Annotated in this window: 25 protein-coding genes and 2 tRNA genes; 15 read left to right on the plus strand and 12 right to left on the minus strand. The window is 47.7% G+C overall.

The features are described from left to right. Nucleotides 1–5: 5 nt before the first annotated feature. From H8705_RS12010 to H8705_RS12050, 9 genes are all read right to left on the minus strand, one after another. Nucleotides 6–605 carry a hypothetical protein gene (locus tag H8705_RS12010; protein ID WP_262396030.1) on the minus strand — a complete coding sequence of 200 codons (600 nt, stop codon included), beginning with the start codon at nt 603–605 and terminating at the stop codon, nt 6–8. Continuing rightward, complete coding sequence (locus tag H8705_RS12015; protein WP_262396031.1) at nt 602–1,489, minus strand: YcxB family protein; 888 nt, start codon at nt 1,487–1,489, stop codon at nt 602–604. Before H8705_RS12015 ends, H8705_RS12010 begins: the two co-directional genes overlap by 4 nt. A gap of 41 nt (nt 1,490–1,530) precedes the next feature. Then, on the minus strand, nt 1,531–3,462 hold the full coding sequence (gene gyrB / locus H8705_RS12020; RefSeq protein WP_262396032.1) for a DNA topoisomerase (ATP-hydrolyzing) subunit B: 1,932 nt from the start codon (nt 3,460–3,462) through the stop codon (nt 1,531–1,533). 86 nt (nt 3,463–3,548) lie between these two features. After that, the gene (remB, locus tag H8705_RS12025; protein WP_262396033.1) at nt 3,549–3,818 is read right to left on the minus strand and encodes an extracellular matrix regulator RemB; all 270 of its coding nucleotides are present in this window, start codon (nt 3,816–3,818) and stop codon (nt 3,549–3,551) included. Nucleotides 3,819–3,822: 4 nt separating this feature from the next. Beyond that, entirely contained in the window at nt 3,823–4,938 is a 1,116-nt protein-coding gene (gene recF, locus H8705_RS12030; RefSeq protein WP_262396034.1) for a DNA replication/repair protein RecF, read from the minus strand. Continuing rightward, a complete protein-coding gene (locus H8705_RS12035; protein WP_262396035.1) occupies nt 4,928–5,152 on the minus strand; it encodes an RNA-binding S4 domain-containing protein in 225 nt (74 codons plus the stop codon). The genes recF and H8705_RS12035 overlap by 11 nt, the downstream gene beginning before the upstream one ends. Before the next feature lie 188 nt (nt 5,153–5,340). Beyond that, complete coding sequence (gene dnaN, locus H8705_RS12040) at nt 5,341–6,444, minus strand: DNA polymerase III subunit beta (protein ID WP_262396036.1); 1,104 nt, start codon at nt 6,442–6,444, stop codon at nt 5,341–5,343. A 347-nt stretch (nt 6,445–6,791) separates the two neighbouring features. Beyond that, on the minus strand, nt 6,792–8,120 hold the full coding sequence (gene dnaA, locus H8705_RS12045) for a chromosomal replication initiator protein DnaA (RefSeq protein ID WP_262396037.1): 1,329 nt from the start codon (nt 8,118–8,120) through the stop codon (nt 6,792–6,794). Nucleotides 8,121–8,404: 284 nt separating this feature from the next. Beyond that, nucleotides 8,405–8,935, minus strand: a complete 531-nt coding sequence (locus H8705_RS12050; protein WP_262396038.1) for a GNAT family N-acetyltransferase — start codon at nt 8,933–8,935, stop codon at nt 8,405–8,407. A 247-nt stretch (nt 8,936–9,182) separates the two neighbouring features. Here H8705_RS12050 and rpmH point away from each other — a divergent pair, with 247 nt between their 5' ends. The 15 genes from rpmH (at nt 9,183) to H8705_RS12125 (ending at nt 22,219) form a co-directional block, all read left to right on the plus strand. Next, a complete protein-coding gene (rpmH, locus tag H8705_RS12055) occupies nt 9,183–9,317 on the plus strand; it encodes a 50S ribosomal protein L34 (protein ID WP_262396039.1) in 135 nt (44 codons plus the stop codon). Nucleotides 9,318–9,424: 107 nt separating this feature from the next. Next, a complete protein-coding gene (rnpA, locus tag H8705_RS12060) occupies nt 9,425–9,751 on the plus strand; it encodes a ribonuclease P protein component (RefSeq protein ID WP_262396040.1) in 327 nt (108 codons plus the stop codon). 3 nt (nt 9,752–9,754) lie between these two features. Beyond that, entirely contained in the window at nt 9,755–9,985 is a 231-nt protein-coding gene (gene yidD, locus H8705_RS12065) for a membrane protein insertion efficiency factor YidD (protein WP_262396041.1), read from the plus strand. Between the two features lie 54 nt (nt 9,986–10,039). Continuing rightward, nucleotides 10,040–11,098, plus strand: a complete 1,059-nt coding sequence (gene yidC / locus H8705_RS12070; RefSeq protein WP_262396042.1) for a membrane protein insertase YidC — start codon at nt 10,040–10,042, stop codon at nt 11,096–11,098. Between the two features lie 185 nt (nt 11,099–11,283). Next, nucleotides 11,284–12,333, plus strand: coding sequence for an RNA-binding cell elongation regulator Jag/EloR (jag, locus tag H8705_RS12075; RefSeq protein ID WP_262396043.1), 1,050 nt, complete (start codon nt 11,284–11,286; stop codon nt 12,331–12,333). 137 nt (nt 12,334–12,470) lie between these two features. Beyond that, entirely contained in the window at nt 12,471–13,841 is a 1,371-nt protein-coding gene (mnmE, locus tag H8705_RS12080) for a tRNA uridine-5-carboxymethylaminomethyl(34) synthesis GTPase MnmE (RefSeq protein WP_262396044.1), read from the plus strand. A 138-nt stretch (nt 13,842–13,979) separates the two neighbouring features. After that, on the plus strand, nt 13,980–15,884 hold the full coding sequence (mnmG, locus tag H8705_RS12085) for a tRNA uridine-5-carboxymethylaminomethyl(34) synthesis enzyme MnmG (protein WP_316248658.1): 1,905 nt from the start codon (nt 13,980–13,982) through the stop codon (nt 15,882–15,884). Then, nucleotides 15,877–16,590, plus strand: a complete 714-nt coding sequence (gene rsmG / locus H8705_RS12090; protein WP_262396045.1) for a 16S rRNA (guanine(527)-N(7))-methyltransferase RsmG — start codon at nt 15,877–15,879, stop codon at nt 16,588–16,590. The genes mnmG and rsmG overlap by 8 nt, the downstream gene beginning before the upstream one ends. Nucleotides 16,591–16,774: 184 nt before the next feature. Next, on the plus strand, nt 16,775–17,608 hold the full coding sequence (locus tag H8705_RS12095; RefSeq protein WP_262396046.1) for a ParB/RepB/Spo0J family partition protein: 834 nt from the start codon (nt 16,775–16,777) through the stop codon (nt 17,606–17,608). Nucleotides 17,609–18,068: 460 nt separating this feature from the next. Then, a complete protein-coding gene (locus H8705_RS12100; protein WP_262396047.1) occupies nt 18,069–18,839 on the plus strand; it encodes a ParA family protein in 771 nt (256 codons plus the stop codon). Between the two features lie 38 nt (nt 18,840–18,877). After that, nucleotides 18,878–19,738 carry a ParB/RepB/Spo0J family partition protein gene (locus tag H8705_RS12105; RefSeq protein WP_262396048.1) on the plus strand — a complete coding sequence of 287 codons (861 nt, stop codon included), beginning with the start codon at nt 18,878–18,880 and terminating at the stop codon, nt 19,736–19,738. 5 nt (nt 19,739–19,743) lie between these two features. Beyond that, a complete protein-coding gene (serS, locus tag H8705_RS12110) occupies nt 19,744–21,021 on the plus strand; it encodes a serine--tRNA ligase (protein ID WP_262396049.1) in 1,278 nt (425 codons plus the stop codon). Nucleotides 21,022–21,200: 179 nt separating this feature from the next. Next, nucleotides 21,201–21,932, plus strand: coding sequence for an acyl-[acyl-carrier-protein] thioesterase (locus H8705_RS12115; protein ID WP_262396050.1), 732 nt, complete (start codon nt 21,201–21,203; stop codon nt 21,930–21,932). A gap of 93 nt (nt 21,933–22,025) precedes the next feature. Beyond that, nucleotides 22,026–22,102 (plus strand) — tRNA-Met (locus H8705_RS12120). 42 nt (nt 22,103–22,144) lie between these two features. Next, nucleotides 22,145–22,219 (plus strand) — tRNA-Glu (locus H8705_RS12125). A 240-nt stretch (nt 22,220–22,459) separates the two neighbouring features. Here the strand turns inward: H8705_RS12125 and H8705_RS12130 are convergent. The 3 genes from H8705_RS12130 to sleB all read right to left on the minus strand — a co-directional run bounded on the left by H8705_RS12130 (nt 22,460) and on the right by sleB (nt 25,195). Beyond that, a complete protein-coding gene (locus H8705_RS12130; RefSeq protein WP_262396051.1) occupies nt 22,460–23,911 on the minus strand; it encodes a PH domain-containing protein in 1,452 nt (483 codons plus the stop codon). Next, nucleotides 23,908–24,363: a PH domain-containing protein gene (locus tag H8705_RS12135; RefSeq protein ID WP_262396052.1), complete on the minus strand. Its 456-nt coding sequence runs from the start codon at nt 24,361–24,363 to the stop codon at nt 23,908–23,910. Before H8705_RS12135 ends, H8705_RS12130 begins: the two co-directional genes overlap by 4 nt. A gap of 118 nt (nt 24,364–24,481) precedes the next feature. Further along, complete coding sequence (gene sleB, locus H8705_RS12140; RefSeq protein WP_262396053.1) at nt 24,482–25,195, minus strand: spore cortex-lytic enzyme; 714 nt, start codon at nt 25,193–25,195, stop codon at nt 24,482–24,484. Between the last annotated feature and the right edge of the window lie 370 nt (nt 25,196–25,565).

Below are 25,565 nucleotides of genomic sequence, written 5' to 3' on the forward strand. Positions count from 1 at the left end.
TCAGACTACGATTTCTTAAACGGGCTTTTTTTCTTGACGGGATCGCTGTACACCTGGTATTGATCATCCAGCCCGGCTTTTAAAAGCTCTTTTATCCTCTCCCAGGCATCCTCGTCCACTTGGTTTTGGGGAAGTACGAGCAGGCGTGTTTTATCATAATTTATCACCAGTCTCCCAGGGCATTGGTAAGCGAATACCCCCGGCTCATACGTCACCTCATAACTGCCCCCCGAGGCTTCCACATGGATACTGCCCGGATAGATCACCAACCGGTATTCCGGAGCGCTTTGGGCCTTATTAACAGCAAGTTTCCGGTTCATATAGGCGGGATATTTCCAAATAAAAGCGAATACCCCCGCGCACAAAGCCAGCATCACCCATCCTAAAATCCGGGTAGGGTCCGCCACTAGCTGATCAATAAACATAAAGCTGACCAGCACAATCGCAAAAGCCTGGAACTGTTTTCTCCTGGCAAGTCCGCTTTTTACATCATATACATTCAGCCCATATTCCAAATCTTCGGCTTTGGTCTGATAAGAGACTTCCACCGGGGCAAGAGCAGGGACTTGTTCCAGTTCCATGGTGTTTTCCAAATTCTCACTCATATCTTAATCCTCGGTTTTTCAAAATCAGTACATACCTTTTCCAGACGCTGGTTCAGTTCCTGCAGCTGCCCAGGTATTTCGCTTTTTGGGATCAGCAGGCACCGATGGTCGCCGAATACGATCATAAACATATTTTCCGCTTCTCTGATCTCATGGATGTTGTACCAGTAAACCACATTTTTATATTCTCCCGACTGTTCGATAAACCGGTTGGGATATAATTTGACAATTACGTCATGCTGGAAATAATCGTTCTGCTCATAATGTTTTTTCACCGTTTTGCGAAGGGATTTTTCAAAGAGCAGCTTGTAATAAAGCATCCCATACAGCCCCATAGCTATGAGCAGGAAGGTGATTACATAATAAATCAGGCCGGAATGAACCTTTCCCATCAGCATGGCGATCAAAAACGCCACGCCCATGATCACTTCGATAACCCCTAAAATAATGGTGCGTTTTTTTGCCTTTTTCACATTCTGCACCATAAAAATCCGGTTGAAATCCACGTAAACGTCCAGCGGCACCCGATATACCAGCTTTAAATATTTTTTTAGATCTTCCGGCAGGCTGTCGTTCTCCTCGTCATCCTCTTCGTCTTCCGACTCGCTGTCGGCCTCTTCTTGCGCTTCGCTGTCCGTCTGCTCTTCTGTCCGGCCGGCCTGGGATTCTTGTTCCTCCGCCTGGACAGTCTCATCGCCGGCTCCATCCTCTTGGGCGCCGTTCTGGGCAGGCTCGTCGTTGCCGGCCCCGTCCTCTTGAGCGCCGGCCTTTTCGTCCGTCTGGCTGCCGCTTTCCGGGGCCTTGTCCTCCTGCGCCCCTTGGACCGGGGTCTCATCTTCTATCTTCTGTGCGCCGTCAAGCTCTCTTTTTTCCATCTCATCCATCAAACGATCTTCTCCTTTCTTTTCCCGGAACTCCCAAGTTATCAAATATCCAAGTTTTGTACATATCTGGCGTTGCTTTCAATAAATTCCCGGCGGGGTCCCACTTTGTCCCCCATCAGGACGGTAAAAATTTCGTCCGCTTTTACCGCGTCCGCCATTTCCACCCGAAGCATGGTACGGCTTTCCGGATTCATCGTAGTTTCCCACAGCTGTTCCGGATCCATCTCGCCAAGACCTTTGTAGCGCTGAATATCCACTTTTCCGTTTCCTTCCGGGTTAAGCTCTTTTATATACAAATCCCGTTCCTCATCGGAGTACGCATAACGCACCTGTTTGCCTCTGGTCAGCTTAAACAGGGGCGGCTGGGCAATATGAATATGCCCCTCTTCGATCAGCGGGCGCATAAATCGAAAGAAGAAGGTGAGCAGCAGGGTACGAATATGGCTTCCGTCCACATCCGCATCCGCCATAATAATAACTTTTCCATAGCGGAGCTTTTCAATGTCAAATTCTTCCCCAATTCCAGTCCCCAGCGCAGTGATGACCGGCATTAGCTTATCGTTGCCGTATACCTTGTCCAGCCGGGCCTTTTCCACATTGAGCATTTTTCCCCACAAAGGGAGAATTGCCTGGAACCGGCGGTCCCGTCCGCTTTTTGCAGAACCGCCTGCGGAATCTCCTTCCACGATATAAATTTCTGTCTGGCTTACATCCTTGGAAGAACAATCCGCCAGCTTTCCCGGAAGGGAAGCGGTCTCCAGCGCGGATTTGCGCCGGGTAAGATCCCTTGCCTTTCTAGCCGCTTCTCTGGCCCTGGCCGCTCCAAGAGCCTTATCCATAATTGCCCTGGCGACCGCCGGATTTTCTTCAAAATAGGTAATCAGCTTGTCATAAACCATGCCGTCTACCATGGCGCGTATAGAAGTATTGCCCAATTTCGCTTTGGTCTGGCCTTCAAACTGGGCGTCGGTCAATTTGACTGAAATTACCGTCGTAAGTCCTTCCCGCACATCCTCGCCGGAAAGGTTCTTATCATTTTCTTTCAAAATATTATACCGCCGGGCATAATCGTTCATCGCCCGGGTCAGCGCGGCCTTAAATCCCACCTCATGGGTGCCGCCTTCGCTGGTATGGATGTTATTGGCGAAAGACAAGATTAACTCATTGTAGCTGTCGTTGTACTGCATAGCCACTTCAGCGGTAGTGTCCCCGTCTTTTTGGGAAAAATAAATCACATCGTCATGAAGGACTTCTACCCCTTTGCGCTGATGAATATATTCTACGAAGCTTTGAATCCCGCCTTCGTATTGAAGCTTTTCCTCCACAGTCTCCTGCTGGCGCAGATCCCGCAGCACAATATTGACCCCCGCGTTTAAAAACGCCTGTTCCCGCAGCCGGGTCAGCAGGGTATCATAATCGTATGCCGTGGTTTCAAAAATCTGCCGGTCCGCTTTAAACACCACCTGGGTCCCGGTGTAATCCACGTCTCCCATCATCTGTAAATCACAGATGGTATTTCCTCTCTCAAACCGCTGATAATACCGGTGCTGTCCGTCGCAGACCTCTACTTCCAGCCATTCGGACAAAGCGTTCACCACAGAAGCGCCTACCCCGTGCAGGCCGCCGGAAACCTTATAACCGCTTCCGCCGAATTTTCCCCCCGCATGAAGAATAGTAAAGACCACCGTAACCGCGGGAATCCCCATTTTCGGCTGAATGCCCACAGGAATACCCCGGCCGTTATCCCGTACCCGGATAATGTCATCCGGCAGCATTTCTACCACAATTTCAGAACAGGCGCCGGCCAGCGCCTCATCAATCGAGTTATCTACAATTTCATATACCAGGTGATGAAGACCTCTGGGCCCAGTGGAGCCGATATACATGCCAGGGCGCTTGCGAACGGCTTCCAGCCCTTCCAATACCTGAATTTGTGATCCATCATAATTTTGATTTTGAGGTGTGTTTGACACTATTTTTCTCCCTCTCTTTTGACGAAATAAAAAACAATCTATCAAAAAGCCCGCGCTGTTAACGCCGCCGAAAAATAAATAACAAATTAAACGTTTGAAATATCATCCATATACCCTGAACGTTTTTTCAGGGTAGCGGAAGAAATCTGCGTAATATACACGGTTGTTTTTCCTTTGCTGTTACAGATAACAAAGGATTTTGGAAGTTCATAGGATACATTGAATACCCGGCCGCTTTTTTCCGCATCCGCCAAAAAGCCTTTGGTAATTTTAGAAATCGAGGTGTTTTCCAAATCAAAAATCGCCACAATTTCATCAGTTTTTACCACCGTATCCTGGCCTAAATGAAGATACAATCCATTACCCCCCATATTTTCGGGAAGAAATTACTTTTCCCTCTTTTATTTTAAATCCCATCCCTTTTCCCAGGGTTTTAAAATACGCTTTGTCACAGCAAGTCATAATCAGCTGCCGGTCCCTTAAATGGTTAAGCAAATAATCCCTTCTAAGCGCATCCAGTTCGCTCATTACATCATCCAGCAGCACTACCGGATATTCTCCAATGGTTTCTTTTATCAATTGACATTCCGCCAGCTTTAAGGATAAGACACAGCTTCTCTGCTGGCCCTGAGAACCATAAATTCGGGCGCTCTTCCCATCCAGGAGAATTTCAATATCATCCCGGTGAGGCCCATAATTGGAAATACCGGTTTTACTGTCCTCCTCCCGCTTGGAAAGAAGGCTTTCATACACCTGTTTTTCAATTTCCGGAATGGACCCTTCCAAATCGCAGTCCAAACTGGACAGATACATAAAATCAAGGGCTTCTTTTTCCCGGGAAATCCCCTTGTACGTTTCAGTGGCAAACGGCTTCAGACGCTGTAAAAAAGTAGCTCTGGTTTTGATCAGCACCGCCGCGTAACTGGCAAGCCGTTCATCCCAAATATCCAAAGTATCATACAAAGCAGGCACAAACCGCATATCTTTTAATAAGCTGTTGCGCTGGTTGAGCACCCGGTTGTATTGATTTAAAATATGGATGTATTTTGATTTGATCTGGCAGATAGAGGTATCAATAAACCGTCTTTTTTCCTGAGGTCCGTTTTTAATCAAATTCAGATGGGTGGGAGAAAACACCACAGCGCAGAACCGGCCCGCCAGATCGGCAGGGGATTTTAAAGGAATTTCATTGACGCTGGCGGTTTTTTTCCCGTTGATCTCCATTCGCGCCGTCTGTTCTCTCTCCCCGCTGAAAAATTCCATCTCCATTACCGCTTTTTCCTGCCCAAACCGAACCATCTGCGGGTCTTTTGCTCCCCGAAAGCTTTTTGCTCCGGTAAACAGCCAAACCGCTTCTATAAAGTTGGTCTTTCCCTGACCGTTTTCCCCATAGATAATATTTGCATTTTCACATAAGGAGATTTCCATCTCCTGTATATTCCGAAAATCACAAATTTTTATCCGGTTAATCTTCACTGGCCATAACCTCAACTTCTATTTCGTCTACCCTCAGCACGTCTCCGGGATAAATTTTTTTTCCCCGCTGGGTGCAAACCTCGCCGTTTACATACGCCGCCCCTTCGGCCACAATCTCCTTGGCGTGGCCGCCGGTTTCCGCTATGCCGCAGAATTTTAAAAGCTGATCCAATTTGATAAAAGGGGTGGTAATTTCAATTTTTTCTCTGCCCATATTTTTCCTCCCCTGCGCCTTTTAAAAGAAAAGCAGGCGTAAAATTTCTTTCTTTTCTGTAAGAAAAGGCCGCCTTAAACGTTATCATTTCTATTTTACATCCGCTTTTTCACAGCTTTAAAAACACCGGATTTCTCCCATGAAAAAAGCAGATTTAAAACAACTTTCAAAAAATCGAAATTTCCGACTTATTCGCTCTTTAAACGAACAGGCAATACTAAAAATACAAATTTATCTCCCTGTGTCGGGACAATTTTAATCGGAGAGAGAGGACCGTTAATAATCAGCTGCACCTGGTCGCATTCGCTCGCTTTTAACGCGTCCAGCATATACCTGCTGTTAAAACCAATTTCCACATCATCCCCTGTCTGCTCACAGCGGATTTCATCATACGCCCGGCCAATTGCCGTAGAACAGGACATTTTAATCAGCCCGTCTTGGAAATTCAAGCGCAGCGGGCTTTTAATATTGTCCGAAATCAGCAGGGAAGCGCGTTCGATACTGCTGATCATCTCCCGGGTATTTATTTTTACAACCGTTTGGCTGCCGCTGGGAATAGCAGATTTATAATCCAAAAATTCCCCTTCCAACAGCCTGGATACTACATTATATCCTCCCACATCAAAGATAATATGTCGTTTTGACACATTAATCTCAATTTCTCTGTCCTCTTCCTTTAACAGTTTGGAAACCTCGGACAAACTTTTTCCCGGGACAATAAAAGAAAATTCCCCATCCATAGCTATTTTTTCACACCGCATAGCCAGCCGGTATCCATCCACAGAAACCACATGAAGTTCCCCGTTTTGAATATCAAACAAGCTTCCGGTATGCACTGGTTTTGTATCGCTCACCGCTATGGCAAACAGCGTCTGACCAATCATATTTTTCAGCGCCGCCTGATTTAAGGTAATGCCGGTGGTCTGGCTGACAGCAGGAAGCTCCGGATATTCGCTGGCCGGAATCCCTAAAATGGTATATTCAGTCATAGAACCTTTGACTACTGTAAGCATTTTTTCATCCGAGGTAATACTGATAGTTTCACACGGCATCCGGCGGATCATATCTAAAAACAGCCGGGCGGACAATACGATGTCTCCTTCCTCCACCACTTTCGCTTCTATCGTAGTGGAGATAGCCAGCTCCAGGTCATATCCGGTCAAAGAAAGCTGGTTGCCTTTTGCTTTTAAAAGAACCCCTTCTAAAGCGGCTAACGTATTTTTGGAAGAAACCGCGCGGGATACGTTGGCGACCGCTTCGGTTAAAAGTTGTTTGTCACAGACAATGTTCATAGGGAAACCTCCTTTATTTTGTCAGACAGTTTTTCCACAAAGGGAGAATATCTCTTAAATTTAGATAGAGAGATATAATAATAATTAGTAGTAGTAGTAGAGTATGGGGAAATGTTGATATCTTTATAAATAAGCTTGTACGCTTTGTTTGTCCATGAAATTTTTTAAAACTGCGCTGTGGACAACCAACAAGAAATGTTTAAAAATTATTTTTTTTCCACAGAGACCTTGAAAACAGCAGGGGAATGTTTAGAAAATGTGGAAAATTCGGTGGAAAACGTTTAAAGTTGGAAAACCCGTTTCCTGTTTTTCACAAACGGTGAATTGTGGAAAGTGAAAAACTTCAGTTAACTGTCCCGGATGTTTTTAATAATATCTTCGATGGTTTCTTTGTACCGCTGATCGTGCTCCATATTTTTTTCCACCTGCTGAATTGCATAAACAATGGTGCTGTGATCCCGTCCTCCAAATTCTTCTCCGATGGTGGACATAGACATTTGAGTAATTTCCCGGACAATATAAATGGACACCTGACGGGCGGCGGAAATTTGAGCGCTGCGTTTGTTGGAACGGATATCCTGGGAGGAAATGCCGTAGGTTCTTCCCACTTCGGAAATAATCCGCTCTACGGTCACCGGTACCGGAAGGTTGTCGTTTAAAATATCCCGGATAGCATTTTGGGCGATCACAATAGACGGGGAGGTGCCCTGCAAAAGCTTGTACGCTTTTAGTTTTTTTACGACTCCTTCCAGTTGACGAATATTCGTTTTTAACTTGTTGGCAATATATTCTGCCACGTCGTCTGGAATATCAATATCCAATAACTGCGCCTTGCGGCGGATAATAGCTATTCTGGTTTCAAAATCCGGCGGCTGGATGTCCGCCAGCAGCCCCCATTCAAAGCGGGTGCGAAGCCTGTCCTCTAAGGTTTTAATCTCTTTGGGCGGTCTATCGGATGTAAGAACTATTTGTTTTCCCGCTTCGTACAAGGTATTGAAGGTGTGGAAAAATTCTTCCTGAGTGCCTTCCTTGCCGCCGATAAACTGGATATCGTCCACCAAAAGTACGTCCGCCTGACGATATTTTTCATGGAAAGCGGCGGTGGTTTTATTTCCGATCGCATTGATCAGTTCGTTGGTAAATTCATCCCCTTTGACATAGATGATATTATATCCTTCTTTATTTCGCCGGATATCTTCGCAGATAGCATACAAAAGGTGAGTTTTGCCAAGGCCGGAGGCTCCGTAGATAAACAGCGGGTTATAGGCGTTGGCAGGATTGGCCGCTACGGCGATGGACGCTGCATGGGCAAACTTGTTGGACGGACCTACAATAAAGGTGGCGAAGGTATATTCATACTCGCCTCCATTGATAAACGGCTCCATCGCAGCGCTGTTGGAAGCGGGTTCCTGCTGCTGGATCGGGGGAGAGCTGGTGCAGGAGATGCTGATCTCCACAGGAAAGCCCAGTACTTCCTCAAAGCAGGTTTGTAAGAGCTTGGTATATTTATCTTGAATAATGCCCATTTTAAATTCCGTACTGACTTTTAAATATGCCGTAGATCCCTCCAGGCGCAAAGGGACAATGTCTTTAAGCCAGACATTGAAGGCCACATCAGACATTTTGGTCCTGCAGTTTTCCAACACAAGACCAAAAAGCTCCGCGAAAGACTCCATATTCCCGATCCTCCATCTGAATGTTTATAAGCTGTGAAAAAGAGGGTAAAACAATGTGGAAAGCAAATTTTTTCCACAGAAATTGCACCTTTTAATTTTAGCACAAAATCCCCTCTTTTTCAAGTATTCAACCGGCCAGATTGTATATATATTATAATAGTATATTTCTCCTTCGGCAAAAGAAAGTTTGCGGAAAAGTTAATTTGAGTCAGCGGTGAAAACAGCCGGCCAGCCCACGTAAAAAAGGCGGCCGCACAATTGCGGCCGCTTTGTAATCAGCGTTTTTATAACCGGCATTCCAGCTGACAGTCAAAAGGCTCCTGCTCTACATGAATTTGGCTGTATATTTCAGCCTCGGTACACCCCATGGACTTGTAAAAGGCTTGGGTTTCCACGGCGCTGTGGGCGGAGAGATACAGCTTTTTCGCTCCCTTTTTCTTCGCCCATTCTTTTGCCGCCAGAAAAAGGCGTTTTCCAATGCCCTGGCCGCGCATCTCCTCAGACACATGAATATTTGTGAGATCCAGGTATGTTTGCTTTTCGTCCATCAAATCAGGTTTTACCGAAACAAAGCCCTTGAGATGGCCGCCGCAAAAAGCGGCATATACAAAACCGCCGGCGAGAAGGGTGGACTTTAACTCGGCGAGAAGGGCCTGATACTCTTTTTCTGTCCAGTCATCTATGAAAGGATCGTCTTTAATCACCCACCCATTTTTTTCTTTTCTCCAGCATTTTGTAACTTTCTGGCGGCGCGCGAAGGAATGAAATAATTCCGTACAGACCTCCTGCGGGCATAATTCTCTATACTGGATCATGGATAAACCGCCTCCCGTTTTGCTGGTTTTGCTGTTTTCATCTTATCACAGCGTCCAGTTTCCATCAAGGCGGCGGCATAGAGCGGCGATCAATATTTCTTTTTAAGGGAGAAAATATCGGACAAAGCTTGACAAAAGCCCTTAATTTGGGGTATAATGCTACTCTGCAAGGTGTAAATATAGCTGCTAGTCACAGCTTTTATATTATACTGCTTATGATTAGCTTTTGAGAGGAGGTCAAAGGATTATGAAAAGAACTTATCAGCCCAAAAAACTTCAGAGAAAAAAAGAGCACGGTTTTAGAAAAAGAATGGCTACAAAGAACGGCCGCAAGGTGCTTGCCCGCAGAAGAGCCAAAGGCAGAGCCCGTCTGACCCACTAATCCTTGATTTCGTATGGGTGAAATTAGAAAATATACGACCACAGCCTGTGTTGTGGTCTTTATTTTTAATTTCTGAAAGTTTTACCCCCTAACGCTTGGAGGCAGATATGCTTCATACGTCTACCTTAACCCTGAACAAAGAGTTTCGCAGGGTCTATTATCGAGGAAAAGCCTTTTCAACTCCTGTAGTTGTGGTCTACGCCTTAAAAAACCACAAAGGCTATAACCGGATCGGTTTAACCGCTACAAAAAAAATCGGTAAGGCTGTCCAGCGCAACCGCGCCCGCAGAGTGATGCGGGAGGCGTATCGCTTGCTGGAGCCCCAGTTTCCTGTGGGCTACGATTATGTCCTGGTCGCCCGCAGCAAAACCACCCAGTGCAAGATGGACGAGGTGCACCGGGCAATGAAATTTGCTCTTGGAAAGCTGTTTTGATCTATGAAAAAATGTATGCTTTGGGCTATCCGCTTTTATCAGAAACGGATTTCGCCCTTAAAAGGACGTCCAACCTGCCGGTTTTATCCTACCTGTTCTCAGTATGCCTATACCGCTATTTCCCGGTTCGGGGCGCTCAGGGGCGGTTGGCTGGCGGTAAAGAGGATCTGTAAATGCCACCCTTTTCATAAGGGGGGGATCGACTATGTGCCGGAAACACTCGATAGAAAATAATACGGGCAAGACCCCGTCTGAGATTATCAAAACTACATGGAGGAGAAAAGTCTGATGCAATTTATCAACTCGATATTTGGCTATCCCCTTGGCTGGGTGATGTGGCTTTGCTATAAAATTATCCCGGTGTACGGCGTTGCCCTGATCCTGTTTACAATTATTACAAGGGCAATATTAGTGCCTTTGTCTATTAAACAACAAAAGTCTATGGTTAAAATGGCGATCTTTCGCCCCCGGATGGAAGAGATCCAGAAAAAATATGCCAACAACCGGGAAAAGATGAACGAAGAGCTGATGAAGCTTTATGAGGAAGAGCATTACAATCCTATGTCCGGCTGCCTTCCCATGCTCATTCAGTTTCCGATTTTGTTCGGTTTGATCGATGTAATTTACAGACCCCTTACCCATATCCTCCGGCTGGGTACAGAACTGATCGAACCGGCCACTGAAATTGCCAAGACAGTGCTGGGCGGCACTTTGAACAGCTATAGCGTCCAGCTGAATATTATTGATGCGGTAAACCAAAATCCCGATGCGTTTGTTTCTCTGCCCGGGTTTGCCGAAAAGGTAAGCAGCATGAACCTGATGCTGGGACCTATTGACTTGACCCAGCAGCCCACCTTTGCTTTTAATCTGCTGCTGCTGATTCCGATTTTGTCCGGCTTGACTTCCTTGTTTCTGTCTATTCTGACAATGAAACAGAGCTCCGCTACTGCGGGAGATAATGCGGCTGCGGCGGGGATGTCAAAAAGCATGATGTTGTTTATGCCGATCTTTTCTACGTTTTTTGCGTTTCAGGTTCCGGCAGGAGTTGGTATTTACTGGATTATGTCCAACGTGCTTATGGCGGTGCAGACCTTCCTGCTGAATAAGTTTATGAACCCGCAGGAGATGGCGGAAAAGGCGAAGGCGGAATATGAGGCCCGTAAAGAACAGCAGCGCCAGGAAAAAATTGAGGCCAAAAAACGGGCGAAAGCTGGGGAAGCGGACGCAATTAAAAAGGCGATGTCCGCAAAAGAAATTAACCGGATTAAATTAGCGGAGGCCAGAAAGCGGGACGCGGAAAAATACGGCGAAGAATACAAAGAGGTTACGGACGAAGATTTTAAATAACAAGCCGGGGAGCGATCCTTGGGGAGGGACGGAGGAGCTGAATATCAGGTCCTCCATTGCCCGTTTCTTAAGATGCAAAATAGTAGGAAAAAGCCTTTCCGACAACTTCAACCACATGATCACAAGGGAAGGCGGGATCGCCGCGGAAAAAACCTGCGGCGGCAAAAAATGATGGAGGTTGCAGCATGAAGGAGATTATCCAAGAGGGAAAAAACGTAGAAGAAGCCATTGAGCTGGCTTGTAAAGCGCTGAACGTAGACCGGGATATTATTGAGTTTGAAATCATCGACCTGCCGAGAAAAGGCGGTTTTTTAGGATTAAAAAATATTCCTGCCAAAGTGCGCGTGTATGTGGAAGAACCGGAGAAACCGGCAGAGAAGCCAGAGGTTCGGCCGGAACCCAAACCTGCGCGCCAGGAAGCGAAACCCAAGCCTCAGCCGGTCAGAGAGGAGAAGGCGGCGGCGGAAAAGCCAGCCCCTGCGCCTCAGGAGGAAAAAGAGGAACTGGTTTTTGCAGATGCTCAGACGGTAACCGGAAAAGCCAAAGTAGCGGCGGATTATGTTATGGCTGTGCTTTTGGAAATGGGTGTGAACGCGCATATTGAAGTTGCCCTTACCCAGAGCGGCGGCGCGGTGCTTCGTTTGTCCGGGGACGGCTTAGGCGTGATTATTGGACGCCGGGGCGAGACCTTAGATTCTTTGCAGTACCTGTCCGGCCTGGTTGCCAACCGGGAGGAAGGGGACTATATGCGTATTACGATTGATTCCGGTAACTATCGCGAGAAACGGGAAAGAACCCTGGAACGGCTGGCGACCAAACTTTCCAACACCGCTATCCGTTATGGCCGCTCCTCTACCCTGGAGCCGATGAACCCTTATGAGCGCCGGATTATCCACGCTACGGTTTCTAAAATTGACGGAGTAACTTCCACCTCCATTGGGGAAGAACCTAACCGGCGAGTGGTAATTTCTCCCACCAATCCCCGTCCGCAGCAAGGCCGCGGTTCCAGGGGCGGAAGATATAATAATAACCGCGGTCCCCGCAAAGACAATAGGGACAGCCGCGGTCCCCGCAGAGATCACCGGGACAACCGGGATCGGGGAGGAAACCGCACAGTAACCAATCCAGGGGCACTTTCAGAAACAAAGGCGGCCCAGCCCAAAGAGCATACCGCTCCCACAAAACCTATGAAAGAGGTTGTGGACGCGCCCCTTTACGGAAAGATCGATTTATAAAGTCCGGCTGACGAAGCATTTCGCGAGGCGGATGTTTCCGCATAGGCCTGCGGGAAAAGGAAAGTACCTTGAGGGAAATGTTTCACGTGGAACATTTCCCTTTTTTATGGGCAGAAAGAAAGACAGGAGGAAAACCTATGGATACTATTAATACCATCGCCGCGATCGCCACCCCTTTAGGTACTGGCGGAATAGGCGTGGTGCGTATTTCCGGAGAGGACGCGCTTAAGGTGGCGGACCGGATCATAAAAAGCCCTGCCCATCCAGAGATTTCCTCAATGAAAGGATATACCTGCGCTTTTGGGCGGGCATATGATATGGAAGGGGCCATCGACGAAGTAGTGGTGACTGTATTCCGCGCCCCAAAAAGCTATACTGGGGAGGATGTGGTGGAGATCTCCTGCCATGGGGGGGTCTATATTCTCAACCGGATTTTGCGGGCCTGCTGTGACAGCGGCGCTCGTTTGGCCGAGGCGGGGGAGTTTACTAAACGGGCGTTCCTTCAGGGAAAGCTGGATTTAACCCAGGCGGAGGCGGTCATCGATCTGATCTGCGCTCAAGGCCGCCAGGCGGCGAAAGCGGCGCTTACCGCGAAAGACGGAGCCCTTTACCGCAAGATAAACCGTGTTTGTAAGCTTTTGGTGGAATATGCCGGACATTTGGCGGCGTGGATTGATTATCCGGAAGAGGATATTGTAGAGATAAATCCCAGAGAGCTGGAGCGCCAGTTGGGAAAATGCGGTGATGAGCTGGAAAATTTACTGGCCTCTTATGATACAGGGAAACTGATCCGGGAAGGAATTGAGGTCGCCATTGTAGGGCGGCCGAATGTGGGGAAATCCACTTTGATGAACCTGCTTACGGGATACGACCGGAGCATTGTCGCAGATTTGGCCGGGACCACTCGGGATGTGGTCAGCGACACGGTTTCTTTAGGGGATGTAGTGCTGCGGCTGTCGGATACGGCGGGAATCCGTTTTTCAAACGATCCGGTGGAACAGGCTGGGGTAAATTTAGCGATGGCGCAGATAGAACGAGCCCAGCTTATTTTGGCGCTGTTTGACGGAGGCGACCCCCTTACCAAAGACGATTGGAAGGTAATCGAACGGTGCCGGCGGCGGCAGGTAATTGCCGTTGTAAATAAAAGCGATTTGCCCCAGGTGTTGGATATGGGGGAGATTCAGCGGAGTTTTGAACATGTGATTACAATTTCCGCCAAATCCCTGGATGGGGTCCAACAGCTCAAAGAAAAAATTATTCAGTTGTTTCATTTGGGCAGCTTTGACAGTTCGGCGGCCATGGTTGCCAACGAGCGCCAGCGCCTGGGGGTCACCCAGGCGTTGGACGAAGTCCGGCAGGCGCAGCATGCACTGGCGCAGGGGATCTCTTACGACGCGGTCTCCGTATGTATTGAAAACGCAGTGGATCATCTGCTGGAACTAACAGGGAAACGAGCCACCCAGGAGGTTGTAGACCAGGTATTTTCCCGGTTCTGCGTAGGGAAGTGATTGGGGCTCATGGGCGCTTAAAAAGCTTTGAGGTTTTTTTCAGGTGCAGTAAGGGCGCCTGAGGAGAGAGGCCGGAGTGTGCAAAGAGACTATGGAGCGCAAAGAGCTATTTGAAAATGTCCGGAAAGGGAGAAAGTCATGGAACAAGAACCTATTCGCTATCATGCGGAAGATTATGATATTGCGGTGATCGGAGGGGGCCACGCAGGGATCGAGGCGGCTTTGGCCGCGGCGCGCCTGGGGGCGAAAACTATTTTATTTACCATGTCCTTGGATGCTGTTGGCAATATGCCGTGCAATCCTTCTATTGGCGGTACGGCAAAAGGCCACCTTGTCCGGGAAATTGACGCCTTGGGCGGGGAGATGGGAAAGGCCGCAGACGCTACCTTTTTACAGAGCAGGATGCTGAACCGGGGCAAAGGTCCGGCGGTTCACAGTCTGCGGGTGCAGACGGATAGAAAAGCATATCACCAGTATATGAAACATTGTATTGAAAACCAGCCGGGCCTGGATATAAAACAGGCGGAAATTATGGACATTCTGTCCCAGGATGGAAAGGTAACCGGCGTGGTGACCGAGCTGGGCGCTGTTTACGGCGCAAAAGCGGCGATTTTATGCACCGGCACTTTTTTGCATGGTACGATTTATGTGGGAGAATATCAGGCAGTCAGCGGGCCGGATGGGATGCACGCCGCTATGGGGATTTCCAATTCCCTGCGCAAATTAGGAATACAGCTGCGGCGGTTTAAAACCGGGACTCCCGCCAGAGTGGACAAGCGTTCCATCGACTTTACCGAGCTGGAGGAGCAAAAAGGGGATGATCCGATTGTTCCCATGTCCTTTACTACGGACGCCAGTTCCTTAAAAAATACGGAGGTCTGCTATATTGCTTACACCAATGAACATACCCATCAGGTAATTATGGATAATCTGCACCGCTCTCCCTTGTATGGGGGGAAAATTGAGGGGGTAGGCCCCCGGTATTGTCCCAGCATTGAGGATAAGGTGGTGCGGTTTCATGATAAGCCGCGGCATCAGCTGTTCATTGAACCTATGGGGGCAAACACCAATGAAATTTACCTTCAAGGGATGTCCTCCTCCTTGCCGGAAGAAGTGCAGATTAAAATGTATCGGACGATCAAAGGGTTTGAGCATCTTAAAATAATGCGCAACGCCTATGCTATCGAATATGACTGTATTGATCCTACTTGCCTGAAGGCGACCCTGGAATTTAAAGCGGTAAACGGATTATATGGAGCGGGGCAGTTTAACGGCACCTCAGGGTATGAGGAAGCCGCGGCACAGGGGTTAATTGCAGGGATAAACGCCACCCGGCAGGTACAGGGAAAGGAACCGGTTATTTTGGATCGGGCCAGTTCTTATATTGGTACCTTGATTGACGATTTGGTGATTAAAGGATGCAACGATCCTTACCGGATGATGACCTCCCGTTCGGAATACCGGCTTTTGCTTCGCCAGGACAATGCGGATACCCGGTTGACTCCGCTGGGACGACAACTGGGACTGATCTGCGATCAGCGCTGGGAAAAGTTTTTGGTGAAAGAAAAACAGATTGAGAAGGAGCTTGAACGGCTGGAAAAGGCGACGGTCTCTCCCAGTGAAGAGCTTAACGCCCTGCTGGTTTCACGTGAAACATCCCCGATGACTACTGGGGTGAAACTGGCAAGTTTGCTTCGGCGTCCCCAGATCAGCTATGAAGATTTGGAGCCGTTTGATAAACAGCGCCCAGATTTGCCGCCAGAGGTAAAAGAACAGGTGGAGATTACTATAAAGTACGAGGGCTATATTAAAAAGCAAATTGCCCAAGTGGAGCAAATGCGGAAACTGGAAACCAAGATTTTACCGGAGGGCATAGATTACCAGCAAATTGCCGGACTGCGTTTGGAAGCCCGGGAAAAACTTTGTAAGGCGCAGCCGGTGAATATTGGACAGGCGTCCCGGATCAGCGGGGTCAGCCCGGCGGATATTTCGGTTCTGCTGATTTGGCTGGAACAGCAGGGGAGGGAGGAGCGTCATGATTGATCAGGAGCAGCTGGGAAAATATTGTCTGGATTTAGGGGTTCCATTAAACGAACGGCAAAAAGAGCTGTTTGATTTGTATGCAGGCACACTGGTGGAATGGAACGAAAAAATGAATTTAACCGCCATTATCAAACCGGAAGAGATCGTAATAAAACATTTTGTGGACAGCATCAGCCTGTTGTGGGCGGTAACGCCTTCGCAGGGCGCCTCACTGATTGATGTAGGGACGGGAGCGGGATTTCCTTCCGTACCGGTAAAAATTGTCCGGGAGGACATGAAGATTACCCTGCTGGACAGCTTAAACAAGCGAATAACCTTTTTAAAAGAGCTTTCTCAAAGGCTGGGACAGGAAAATCAATGCATTCATGCCCGAGCGGAAGAAGCGGGAAAAGCTCCCGCCTGGCGGGAAAAGTACGACTTTGCCACTGCCAGGGCGGTAGCCCACCTGCGGGAGCTGAGTGAATATTGCCTTCCCTTTGTAAAAATCGGCGGAATATTTGCCGCTTTAAAAAGCGGGGAAGTAGAACAGGAATTGGAACAGTCCCGAAAGGCCATTGGAGTTTTGGGCGGAGAAATTCAAGAGATAAAACGGCTTGAGCTTCCTGATGAGAGCAAAAGAAGTATTATTCTCATAAAAAAAATATCGCAGACCTCGACAAAATACCCCCGGTCTCCCGGAAAAATATCAAAAAATCCACTGGTTTAATGAAAAAACCAGTGGATTTTGGCGTATTTTGCGATCGAAAATTCTGGAAAATAGGAATATTTCATGTTACCATAAGACCAACCCAAAACAAACAAACGCTTAAATCAATAGGCGGGCCGATGATATTGAGGGTATCAGGGCAAAACGTCTTTTTTATAAAAAGACATGGGAAAGGGAAAAGAGCATGGGAATTTTAAAATCGCAAAAAACCATCAATAAAGTAGTATTGCTTCCAATCAGCGATATTTCTGCCAGTCCGTTTCAGCCGCGCCGTCATTTTGACCGAAACGCCATGGAAGAGCTGGCTCGGAGTATAGAAGCCAATGGACTGCTCCAGCCGGTAACAGTAAGGCGCGGGGAAGAAGGAAAATATGAGCTTATCGCCGGGGAACGACGACTACTTGCATGCCAGATGATTAAGATGGACAAAATTCCTGCTATCATTGAAAATTACGGCGATAATCAATCGGCCATGTTCGCTCTGATTGAAAACCTGCAGCGCAAAGATTTAAACTACTTTGAGGAAGCGCAGGGGATACAAACCCTGATGGAACAATGCGCTATGACCCAGCAGCAGATCGCAAAGCAGTTAGGAAAGGCTCAATCGACGATTGCCAATAAATTAAGGCTGCTTGCCTTTCAGGAGGATTTGCGGGAAAAAATTATGGACGGCGGGTTGACTGAACGTCACGCCAGAGCCCTGCTGCGACTGGAAGATAAAAAGACAATGGAAGAAACCATTGATTACATTGTAAAACAAAGACTAAATGTAGGCGAAACAGAAAAATACATCGATAACTTGCTTATGTCTGCACACCAACCGGAAAAAAGCAAAGCGACCCGCCTGTTTATTGTCAAGGATCTGCGTGTATTTTTTAATACCATTTCCAAAGCGGTAAGCACCATGAAATTGGCGGGAATTGAAGTAAACACCACTCAGATTGAGGATGAGGAATACATTAACTACACCTTGCGTATCCCCAAAAAAGGCTCCTTTAAACAACCACACACCGCTTAAAACACATCCCCTTCTTTGCCGGTCTATAAGAGGCCGGCCCCCGACACCATAATCTGTACCGGAATAAGGGAAGACAGATCACCTTTTCCCGGACAGTTTGGTATAATACACGTTTCCCTGCAAAAGCGCCGCGTCTATTTTAAGACGCGGCGCTTTTGTATGTCCTGGGGGAAGTTCACCGAAGCGGGGAAGGGGAGGCCCGGCCCGGCGGCTTCGTCGCCGCCGCGCACAGCGCGGACCGCTGCAAAGCAGCGGCGGCCGGGCCTTTGCCCCTGGTTTACCAGCTTACTTTCGGAAAGCCGCCAGTGTTTCACGTGAAACAATCTTTATCCCAAAACCACAAGAAACCCCTTTGAAAAACTACAGAAGTGTGCTATAATAACCCAGAAATGTTATTTATGGGTTATTCGTATAGAAAAGCCGGGAAAAAATAGTAAGTACGCCGAAGGGAGGCTGTAAATTGGGAAAGATAATAGCGGTGGCCAACCAGAAGGGCGGCGTAGGAAAAACAACCACAGCGGTAAATTTAACAGCGGCGCTGGGAGCAAAAGGAAAAAAGGTGCTGCTGGTGGATGTGGACCCGCAAGGAAATTCTACCAGCGGACTGGGGATTAATAAACGGGATTTAAAAGGCTCCACTTATGAGCTGCTGTTGTCTATGGTACCGGCACAGCAGGTGCTGCTGCACACTCCCTTTAAAAATGTGGATATTCTTCCTTCCAATATTGCTCTGGCCGGGGCGGAAATTGAACTGGTGGAAATGGAAAATCGGGCGATGCGGCTAAAAAATGCCTTGATTAAATTAAAACCAGCGTATGATTATATTTTAATCGACTGTCCGCCCTCTTTGGGAATTATTACCCTTAATGCCTTTGCTGCCTGCGATACTTTGCTGATCCCTATCCAGTGCGAATATTATGCGTTGGAAGGGTTGTCACAGCTGATGTCTACCTTGCGTCAGGTAAAACGGTTATATAATCCCCAGATTGAAATTGAAGGGGTGCTGCTTACAATGTATGATAGCCGGTTAAATCTTACCTTGCAGGTAGTGGAAGAGTTAAAGAAGTATTTCCCCCAGAAGATTTATCATACGGTAATCCCAAGGAACGTTCGCCTGTCCGAAGCGCCCAGCTTCGGTCAGCCGGTAATGTATTACGATAGAACCTCCAAAGGCTGCGCGGCATATGAGGAGCTGGCAGCAGAAGTTTTGAAAAAAAACAAAGGATCTTAAGGATAGAAGCATAAACAAGCAAAGGAGGCGAAATTTCGATGAAAGGGAAAAAAGGCGGTCTGGGAAAAGGCTTAGACGCTTTGTTTGTGGACAATACTACAGATGGCGCATCTGTTACAGCCTTATCCATTAATGAAATAGAACCCAATAGGAACCAGCCAAGGAAAATATTCGATACCTCCGCTTTAGCGGATTTGGCAGACAGTATTCGTCAATACGGGGTGCTTCAGCCTTTGGTAGTGCGTCCTATGCCGGATGGAAGCTATCAATTAGTAGCAGGTGAGCGCCGGTGGCGGGCTGCGCGGATGGCAGGGCTTTCCCAGGTGCCGGTAGTTGTAAAAGAGCTGAGCGATGGGGAGACCATGGAACTGGCGCTGATCGAAAACCTGCAAAGAGAGGATTTAAACGCTATTGAAGAAGCCTCTGGCTATAAAGAGTTGATGGAAATGTTTGGGCTCACCCAGGAGCAGGTTTCCGCGCGGGTGGGTCGTTCTCGTCCGGCGATAACCAATTCTCTGCGGCTGTTAAGTTTGCCGGAGGGAGTGCGATCTCTGGTGGAGACGGGAGAGCTTTCTGCGGGACATGCCCGCAGCCTGCTGGCGCTGGAAGAACCAAAACTGATAGAAGAAACTGCCCGAGAAGTCATTAAAAAAGGCTTGTCCGTGCGGCAGATCGAACAGCTGGCGAAAAAACATAAGACAGAGAAAAAAGCTCCGGTAAAAAAGGAAACGTCTCTTTGGGACAACAGTTATTTTTCCGAGGTGGAGCTGGCGCTGACCCAAAGCCTTTCCCGGAAGGTAACGATTGAAAAGGATGGCGGCAAGGGACGGCTGATTATTGAGTTTTATGACAAAGACGATTTAAAGAATTTAGCAAATCAGCTTGATAAAGGAGAGTAAGGACAATGTTAGACATTAAGATTATCAGAAACAATCCGGATATGGTAAAAGCCGCTATGAAAAAGCGGAATAAAGATATGGACGCGGCAGTGGATGAAATTATGGAGATTGACCGGCAGCGCCGGGAGATCAGTTCCAAATCGGATGGGATGAAAGCGCAGCAGAATGCCGCTTCCAAAAAAATTCCCGCCATGAAAAAAGCCGGGGAAGACACCACAGAGCTGATGGCAGAAATGAAAAAGCTTTCTGAGCTGGTCAAAGAATGTGATCAGCAGGTAGCTGAACTGGAAGAAAGACAAAAACAGATTATATATAATATTCCCAATATTCCTCACCAGTCGGTACCTGCTGGAAAAGATGACAGCGAAAATCAAGAGATGCGTCATTTTGGTACCCCCAGAGAGTTTGCTTATGAACCGAAAGCGCATTGGGACATCGGTGCGGATTTGGATATCCTGGATCCGGAAACCGCCGCTAAGGTTACCGGCGCCCGTTTTCATTTTTATAAAGGACTGGGAGCCCGCTTAGAGCGGTCTGTGATCAACTTCTATCTGAACACCCATTCCGGAAGAGGATATAAAGAAGTGTTCCCGCCGTTTATGGCGAACCGGGCTTCTATGACCGGCACCGGCCAGCTGCCCAAGTTTGAGGAGGACATGTATCGCCTCCAGGCAGAAGGCCAGGATATGTATCTGATTCCCACTGCGGAAGTTCCGGTAACCAATATGCATCGGGAAGAAATTATCGACGGGGCGAAACTGCCTATTAAATACTGCGCATATTCCGCTTGTTTCCGGGCGGAAGCAGGAAGCGCTGGACGGGATACCAGGGGACTGATCCGTCAGCATCAGTTTAACAAGGTAGAACTGGTGAAATTTGTAAAGCCGGAAACCTCTTATCAGGAATTGGAAGAGCTTACCCAGGACGCGGAGTTTGTGCTCCAGCAGTTAGGTCTTCCTTACCGGGTAGTCACCCTTTGTGCCGGAGATCTTGGTTTTTCCAGTGCAAAAACATATGATATTGAGGTTTGGATGCCTTCTTATGGCAGATATGTGGAAATCAGTTCTTGTTCCAATTTTGAGGATTTCCAGGCCCGCCGTGCGGCGATCCGATACAAGGAGGATCCCAAATCCAAAGCTCAGCTGGTGCATACTCTCAACGGCTCCGGCGTCGCAGTGGGCCGTACGGTAGCGGCAATTTTAGAAAATTATCAGAATGAGGATGGTTCGGTTACCGTGCCGGAGGTGCTGCGGCCGTATATGGGTGTGGATGTGATCAAATAACCGGGATTTGTGTAAGACAGGGGCGCTCCGGCAGCCGCGGTACGCGGCTGGGGCCGGCCTTTGGCCGGCCACGGCAAAGCCGCCGGAGCGCCCGTGCCCGTTTTCGCGAAAAAATTTCGCCGGGGGCAAAATTTTAAAGGAAACGCCTTGAAGGGAAGCCGTTAAAACAGGAGGAACTTATGGCACAGATGTATCAAAAGAAAATATTGGTATTGGCTCCGGAATGCGACGTCCATGAGAAAATGTCCCTGTCCAGCATTTTAAATCACACTCAGCAGATGGGCAATGAGCATTTGGACAATCTGGGCATTACTTATGATAAGATGGTAGAGGACGGAATGGTATTTCTAGTGGCAAAATCACTGGTTACCATTACCCGGCGCCCTCGAATGGGGGAGAGAATAATTCTTACCACCATTCCGAAAAAGCCAAAGGGCGCACAATTTATTCGTGACACTGTATTTGATGCGGAAAATGGGGAAAGACTAATAGAGGTAAGCATTGCATGGCTTTTAGTGGAACCGGCCTCCCATCGGATATTACGTCCAAACGCGTTTGATGTTTATGGGTTTGATATGTATCCCAATGAAGGGGAATATATCACTGGCTATAAAATAAAAAAACCCCAGGGAACAGGGGCTTTGTCTTTTCGTCAGGTCAGATATACAGATCTGGATTATAATCTTCACGTAAATAACGCGGTTTATGCAGATATAGTATGCGATGCTGTTCCTTCGCAAGTGATGCTCTCCCAGGAAATTGCTCAGTTTGGCATCTTATATCAGAAGGAAGCGAAATTGAATCAAGAGATCCGCCTAGAGGTTATCCCGCAGCAGGAAAACAAGGAGTACTACATCGGAGGCCAGGCAGATGGGGGAAAATGCTTTGAAGCGCAGATAAAATTCCAATAAAGCCCAAAAAACCTATTGACAAAAAGGGAAACCTACGATATAATTTAACTCGCTCGCTTGTACTATTGGCATGAGCGGGGACGAGAAGAATGTGGCGGTATAGCTCAGTTGGCTAGAGCATTCGGTTCATACCCGAAGTGTCATTGGTTCAAATCCAATTACCGCTACCATGGTAGTTCCTTTGCTGAAAAGCAAAGTTCCTATATATGCGCGGCCCGTTGGTCAAGCGGTTAAGACACCGCCCTTTCACGGCGGTAACGCGGGTTCGATTCCCGCACGGGTCACCATGCCGGAGCAAAGTTAACCTTTGCTCCGGCTATTTTTTTGCCTGAATAGGTGCGGGGCGCAATAGATCCTGCGAAAGGGCAAAAGCGGAGCTTCTTTTTTGTGGGAGAAGAACAGGCAATTTCCTTTCTGCGGATACGGATAAAAACAGAAAGGAACCTTTTTTATATTTAAATATGAAAAACAGCTATTTCATCCGGTTAGGATATTAAAAAGAGAGAGGTAAAAATACCTCTCTCTTTTTAGTGATTTTCATGAGCGTGAAAAATTTCTAAAGAAGGCTGCCGGTCCAAGTTGCGAATGTGATGAGTACGGCGGCCTTCCGCCCGGGTGGAGATTACAATATCGCATTTGTCATCCCCCCGCTGAAGGATACTTTGCCGGATGTTAATCAGAGCAATTTTATCCCAATTAAATACAACTGTGTGTATATAATATAATTTAGAATAACGAAGAGTATAATAATCGTCTATTTTTGATATGCCGGAAGTGGCAAAGTCCACCAACCGCACGCCTAAGAACCAAAAGGCCGGGACAGACAGCATAAACCCGGTAAAGCGGATAATAGACGTCCAGTTGGGCAAAAACCAAGCGGCCACAAGAGTCCCGGCAGGGATCAGCACACACGGCCAGAAGGGATCGATAATAAATTTAAAGACAGCGCCAAAGTTTGGCTTGAGCTGCCGGGGAGAAATCCGATACTCCGGCAAAAGCAAAGACAAGCGGTTTAAGGTGCGCTTTTGGGTGGAAAAGGGGATAATAGCGCTGATATCGTCTTTTTCCTTGCCAAAGCCGATGGCGTTTAAATAAACCGAATACAAACGAAACAGCTTCGTAAGCAGGCTTTGCCGGATATCTACAAAACTGATATCGCTGATCCGCAGCTCGTAATGTTTTTGTGTTATCACGCCGCCGCCGATTTGCAGTCCGTGCTGCGTACGGCGGGTGCATAGGTTTTTTGTCTGAAGCAGGTTAAAGCAAAAAGCAATCAGCCATCCGGCGACGAGTATAAGCGCGGCCCCGGCGGCGATAGGCGGAATACCAATTGCCAGCAGTCTGGAAAGCTCCTCGAAAGTATAAAACACAAAATCGTTGAACTGCCGTCCCAATATCTGACCCATCTGGGAGATAAAGGTGGCCATAAGCACGATTCCGATAAACGAGTTGGAGGTAAAGAGGGAAAGGAACACCACCCCCATAATAGAAGGTCGGTACTGGCACAGCACTTTTCCCTGGGTAAGAGGAGATGTGTTGAAAAAATCCTGCAGGCGATCCGCCTGATCGAAGGAGACAAAAAATTCCAGGTCCGCCTTCTGGGGGCGCAGAGCGATGGTGTCCACCCGGACTTTGCTCACTCGCAAAGGACGCAGCCAAAAAGGTTTCATCACAGCGAAAGTGGAAATTTTTTGGGATGGAATAAATCCAGCACGTTTAAAAAATATACCATAAGTATAATATATGCCATGAATATCCATATAGTATTTAAAATTATCCCATTTCAGGTATGCTAAAGAAATAATCGCCACAACAATCAGCACATCCAGCCAGGCCCCGGACAGCCAGGCGGCAAACCCGCCGGTAAGGCCGGTAAAGAAGCCGCGGGCCACAGGGATAATCAGCAGGAAGATATACCGGTAAAGGTAGGTAAAAATAGAAAATGGATGGGCGTGTACGGCTTTGGAGGCGTTATTCATAACGGATCACCCCCGGAAAATTTGCCTGGAGTAAGAATGTCCTGAAGCTGGAGAGCGTCCTGAGCGTCCAGTCCGGGAACATATACGCTGGCTCCCGCGCACATCACCGCCAGGGAGCGAAGTCCAAATAACCGCTCCAGCGGGGTAGAAATGACGGCTGCATATTGGATATTTTGTAAAGGGAGCGCCTTTACACGGGTGTAAATCACCCCGCAGTTGAGGATAAAGCAGCGGGAATTAAAGGTGTAGGAAAGCTTTTTATATTTAATAGGGTAGTAGAATATGTAAAGGTACAAAAAGCCGCCGACCCACAAAACCGTCCAGACCTTCCATACCCAATGGAAAGCCCAGGCGGAAAAATATGCGGTAAAAAAGGAAGGGATGACGCTCATACCCAGCAGGCGGATACGCCAGATGCTTAAAATTTTATGATTTGGTTTTTTTAAGGTCATAGGCAGCCTCCCTTTGCCATTGGAATAAGATGTTTTTATTATACCTCAATTAAAATAGAAAAAACATCCTTATTTTGTAAATGAAACAGGCAAAGGAAAAATTCCTTTGCCTGCAGTGCTATTTACAAAACAGGTGACTGCCAATGCGTTTGATTACCGGACGGGTACGGATCCACTTATTGGAGGTTTTATCCGGGTTATAATAGTAAATAGCGCCGCCGGAAGGATCCCAGCCGTTTAAAGCGTCCTTGGCGGCCCGTTTGGAGCTTTCGGCCACCGGCTGGTTGATCTGTCCGTCGGTAATGGCGGTAAACGCCCCAGGCTGGTAAGCCACTCCTGCAATCGTATCCGGGAAGGAGGGGTGTTCTACCCGGTTGAGGATGACTGCGCCTACCGCCACCTGTCCCTCATACACTTCCCCGCGGCTTTCCGCAGAGATCAGCCGGGCCAGCAGATTGATATCGCTGTCAGAATACCCGGAACCGGCGCTTCCGTTGGAGGTACTGGAGGAAATCCCCATGGCCCGCAGAGTGGCCGGACCGGCGATACCGTCGGCGGTAAGCCCGTTTTTTTTCTGGAAATAAATGACGGCTTTTTTTGTCTGTACCCCGTAGATACCATCTACCGAGCCGGAGTAGTATCCCCATTGTTTGAGCCTTTGCTGTATCTGGCGAACCTCGTTGCCCCGGGAACCATATTTGGAAAGGGCGTCGGCGGCGTCTATTTTATGGTTATAGACGCTTAGCCCAATCAAAATAAATGCCGCAATAAAAAAAGTGATCATCCTCATAATAAATACGGAAAGAGAAACGGTTTTTTGTTGCCCGTCCATAAGACGCGCCTCCTTTGCGTTTGACAGATACTAAAATTATTCCTTTTTGGGAAATAATTATGTGTGACAAATATTGGCGATAGGCATACTATATATAATGCGTTTTTCAAATTCCTTTCCCGTTTTACAGCGAACAAAAGGAAAAAGTAAAGTTTTTTATAAAAACATGTAAAAAGCAGTTGACAGAACAGGCTTTCCGTGATATTATATAAAAGCTGTCTCCGAGGGGGATACACCCAAAAGGGGCAGTGAAGAGAGCACCTTGAAAAATGAACAACGAGAGAAGAAAAGACCCTGAAAAGATGACTTTGAGGCGAAAGCCAAGAAGGCAAGAAGCAAAGACCAGCGAGAAGAAGCTGGATTAAAACTT

It is taken from the genome of Youxingia wuxianensis, assembly GCF_014385085.1.
Lineage (GTDB): Bacteria > Bacillota > Clostridia > Oscillospirales > Ruminococcaceae > Youxingia > Youxingia wuxianensis.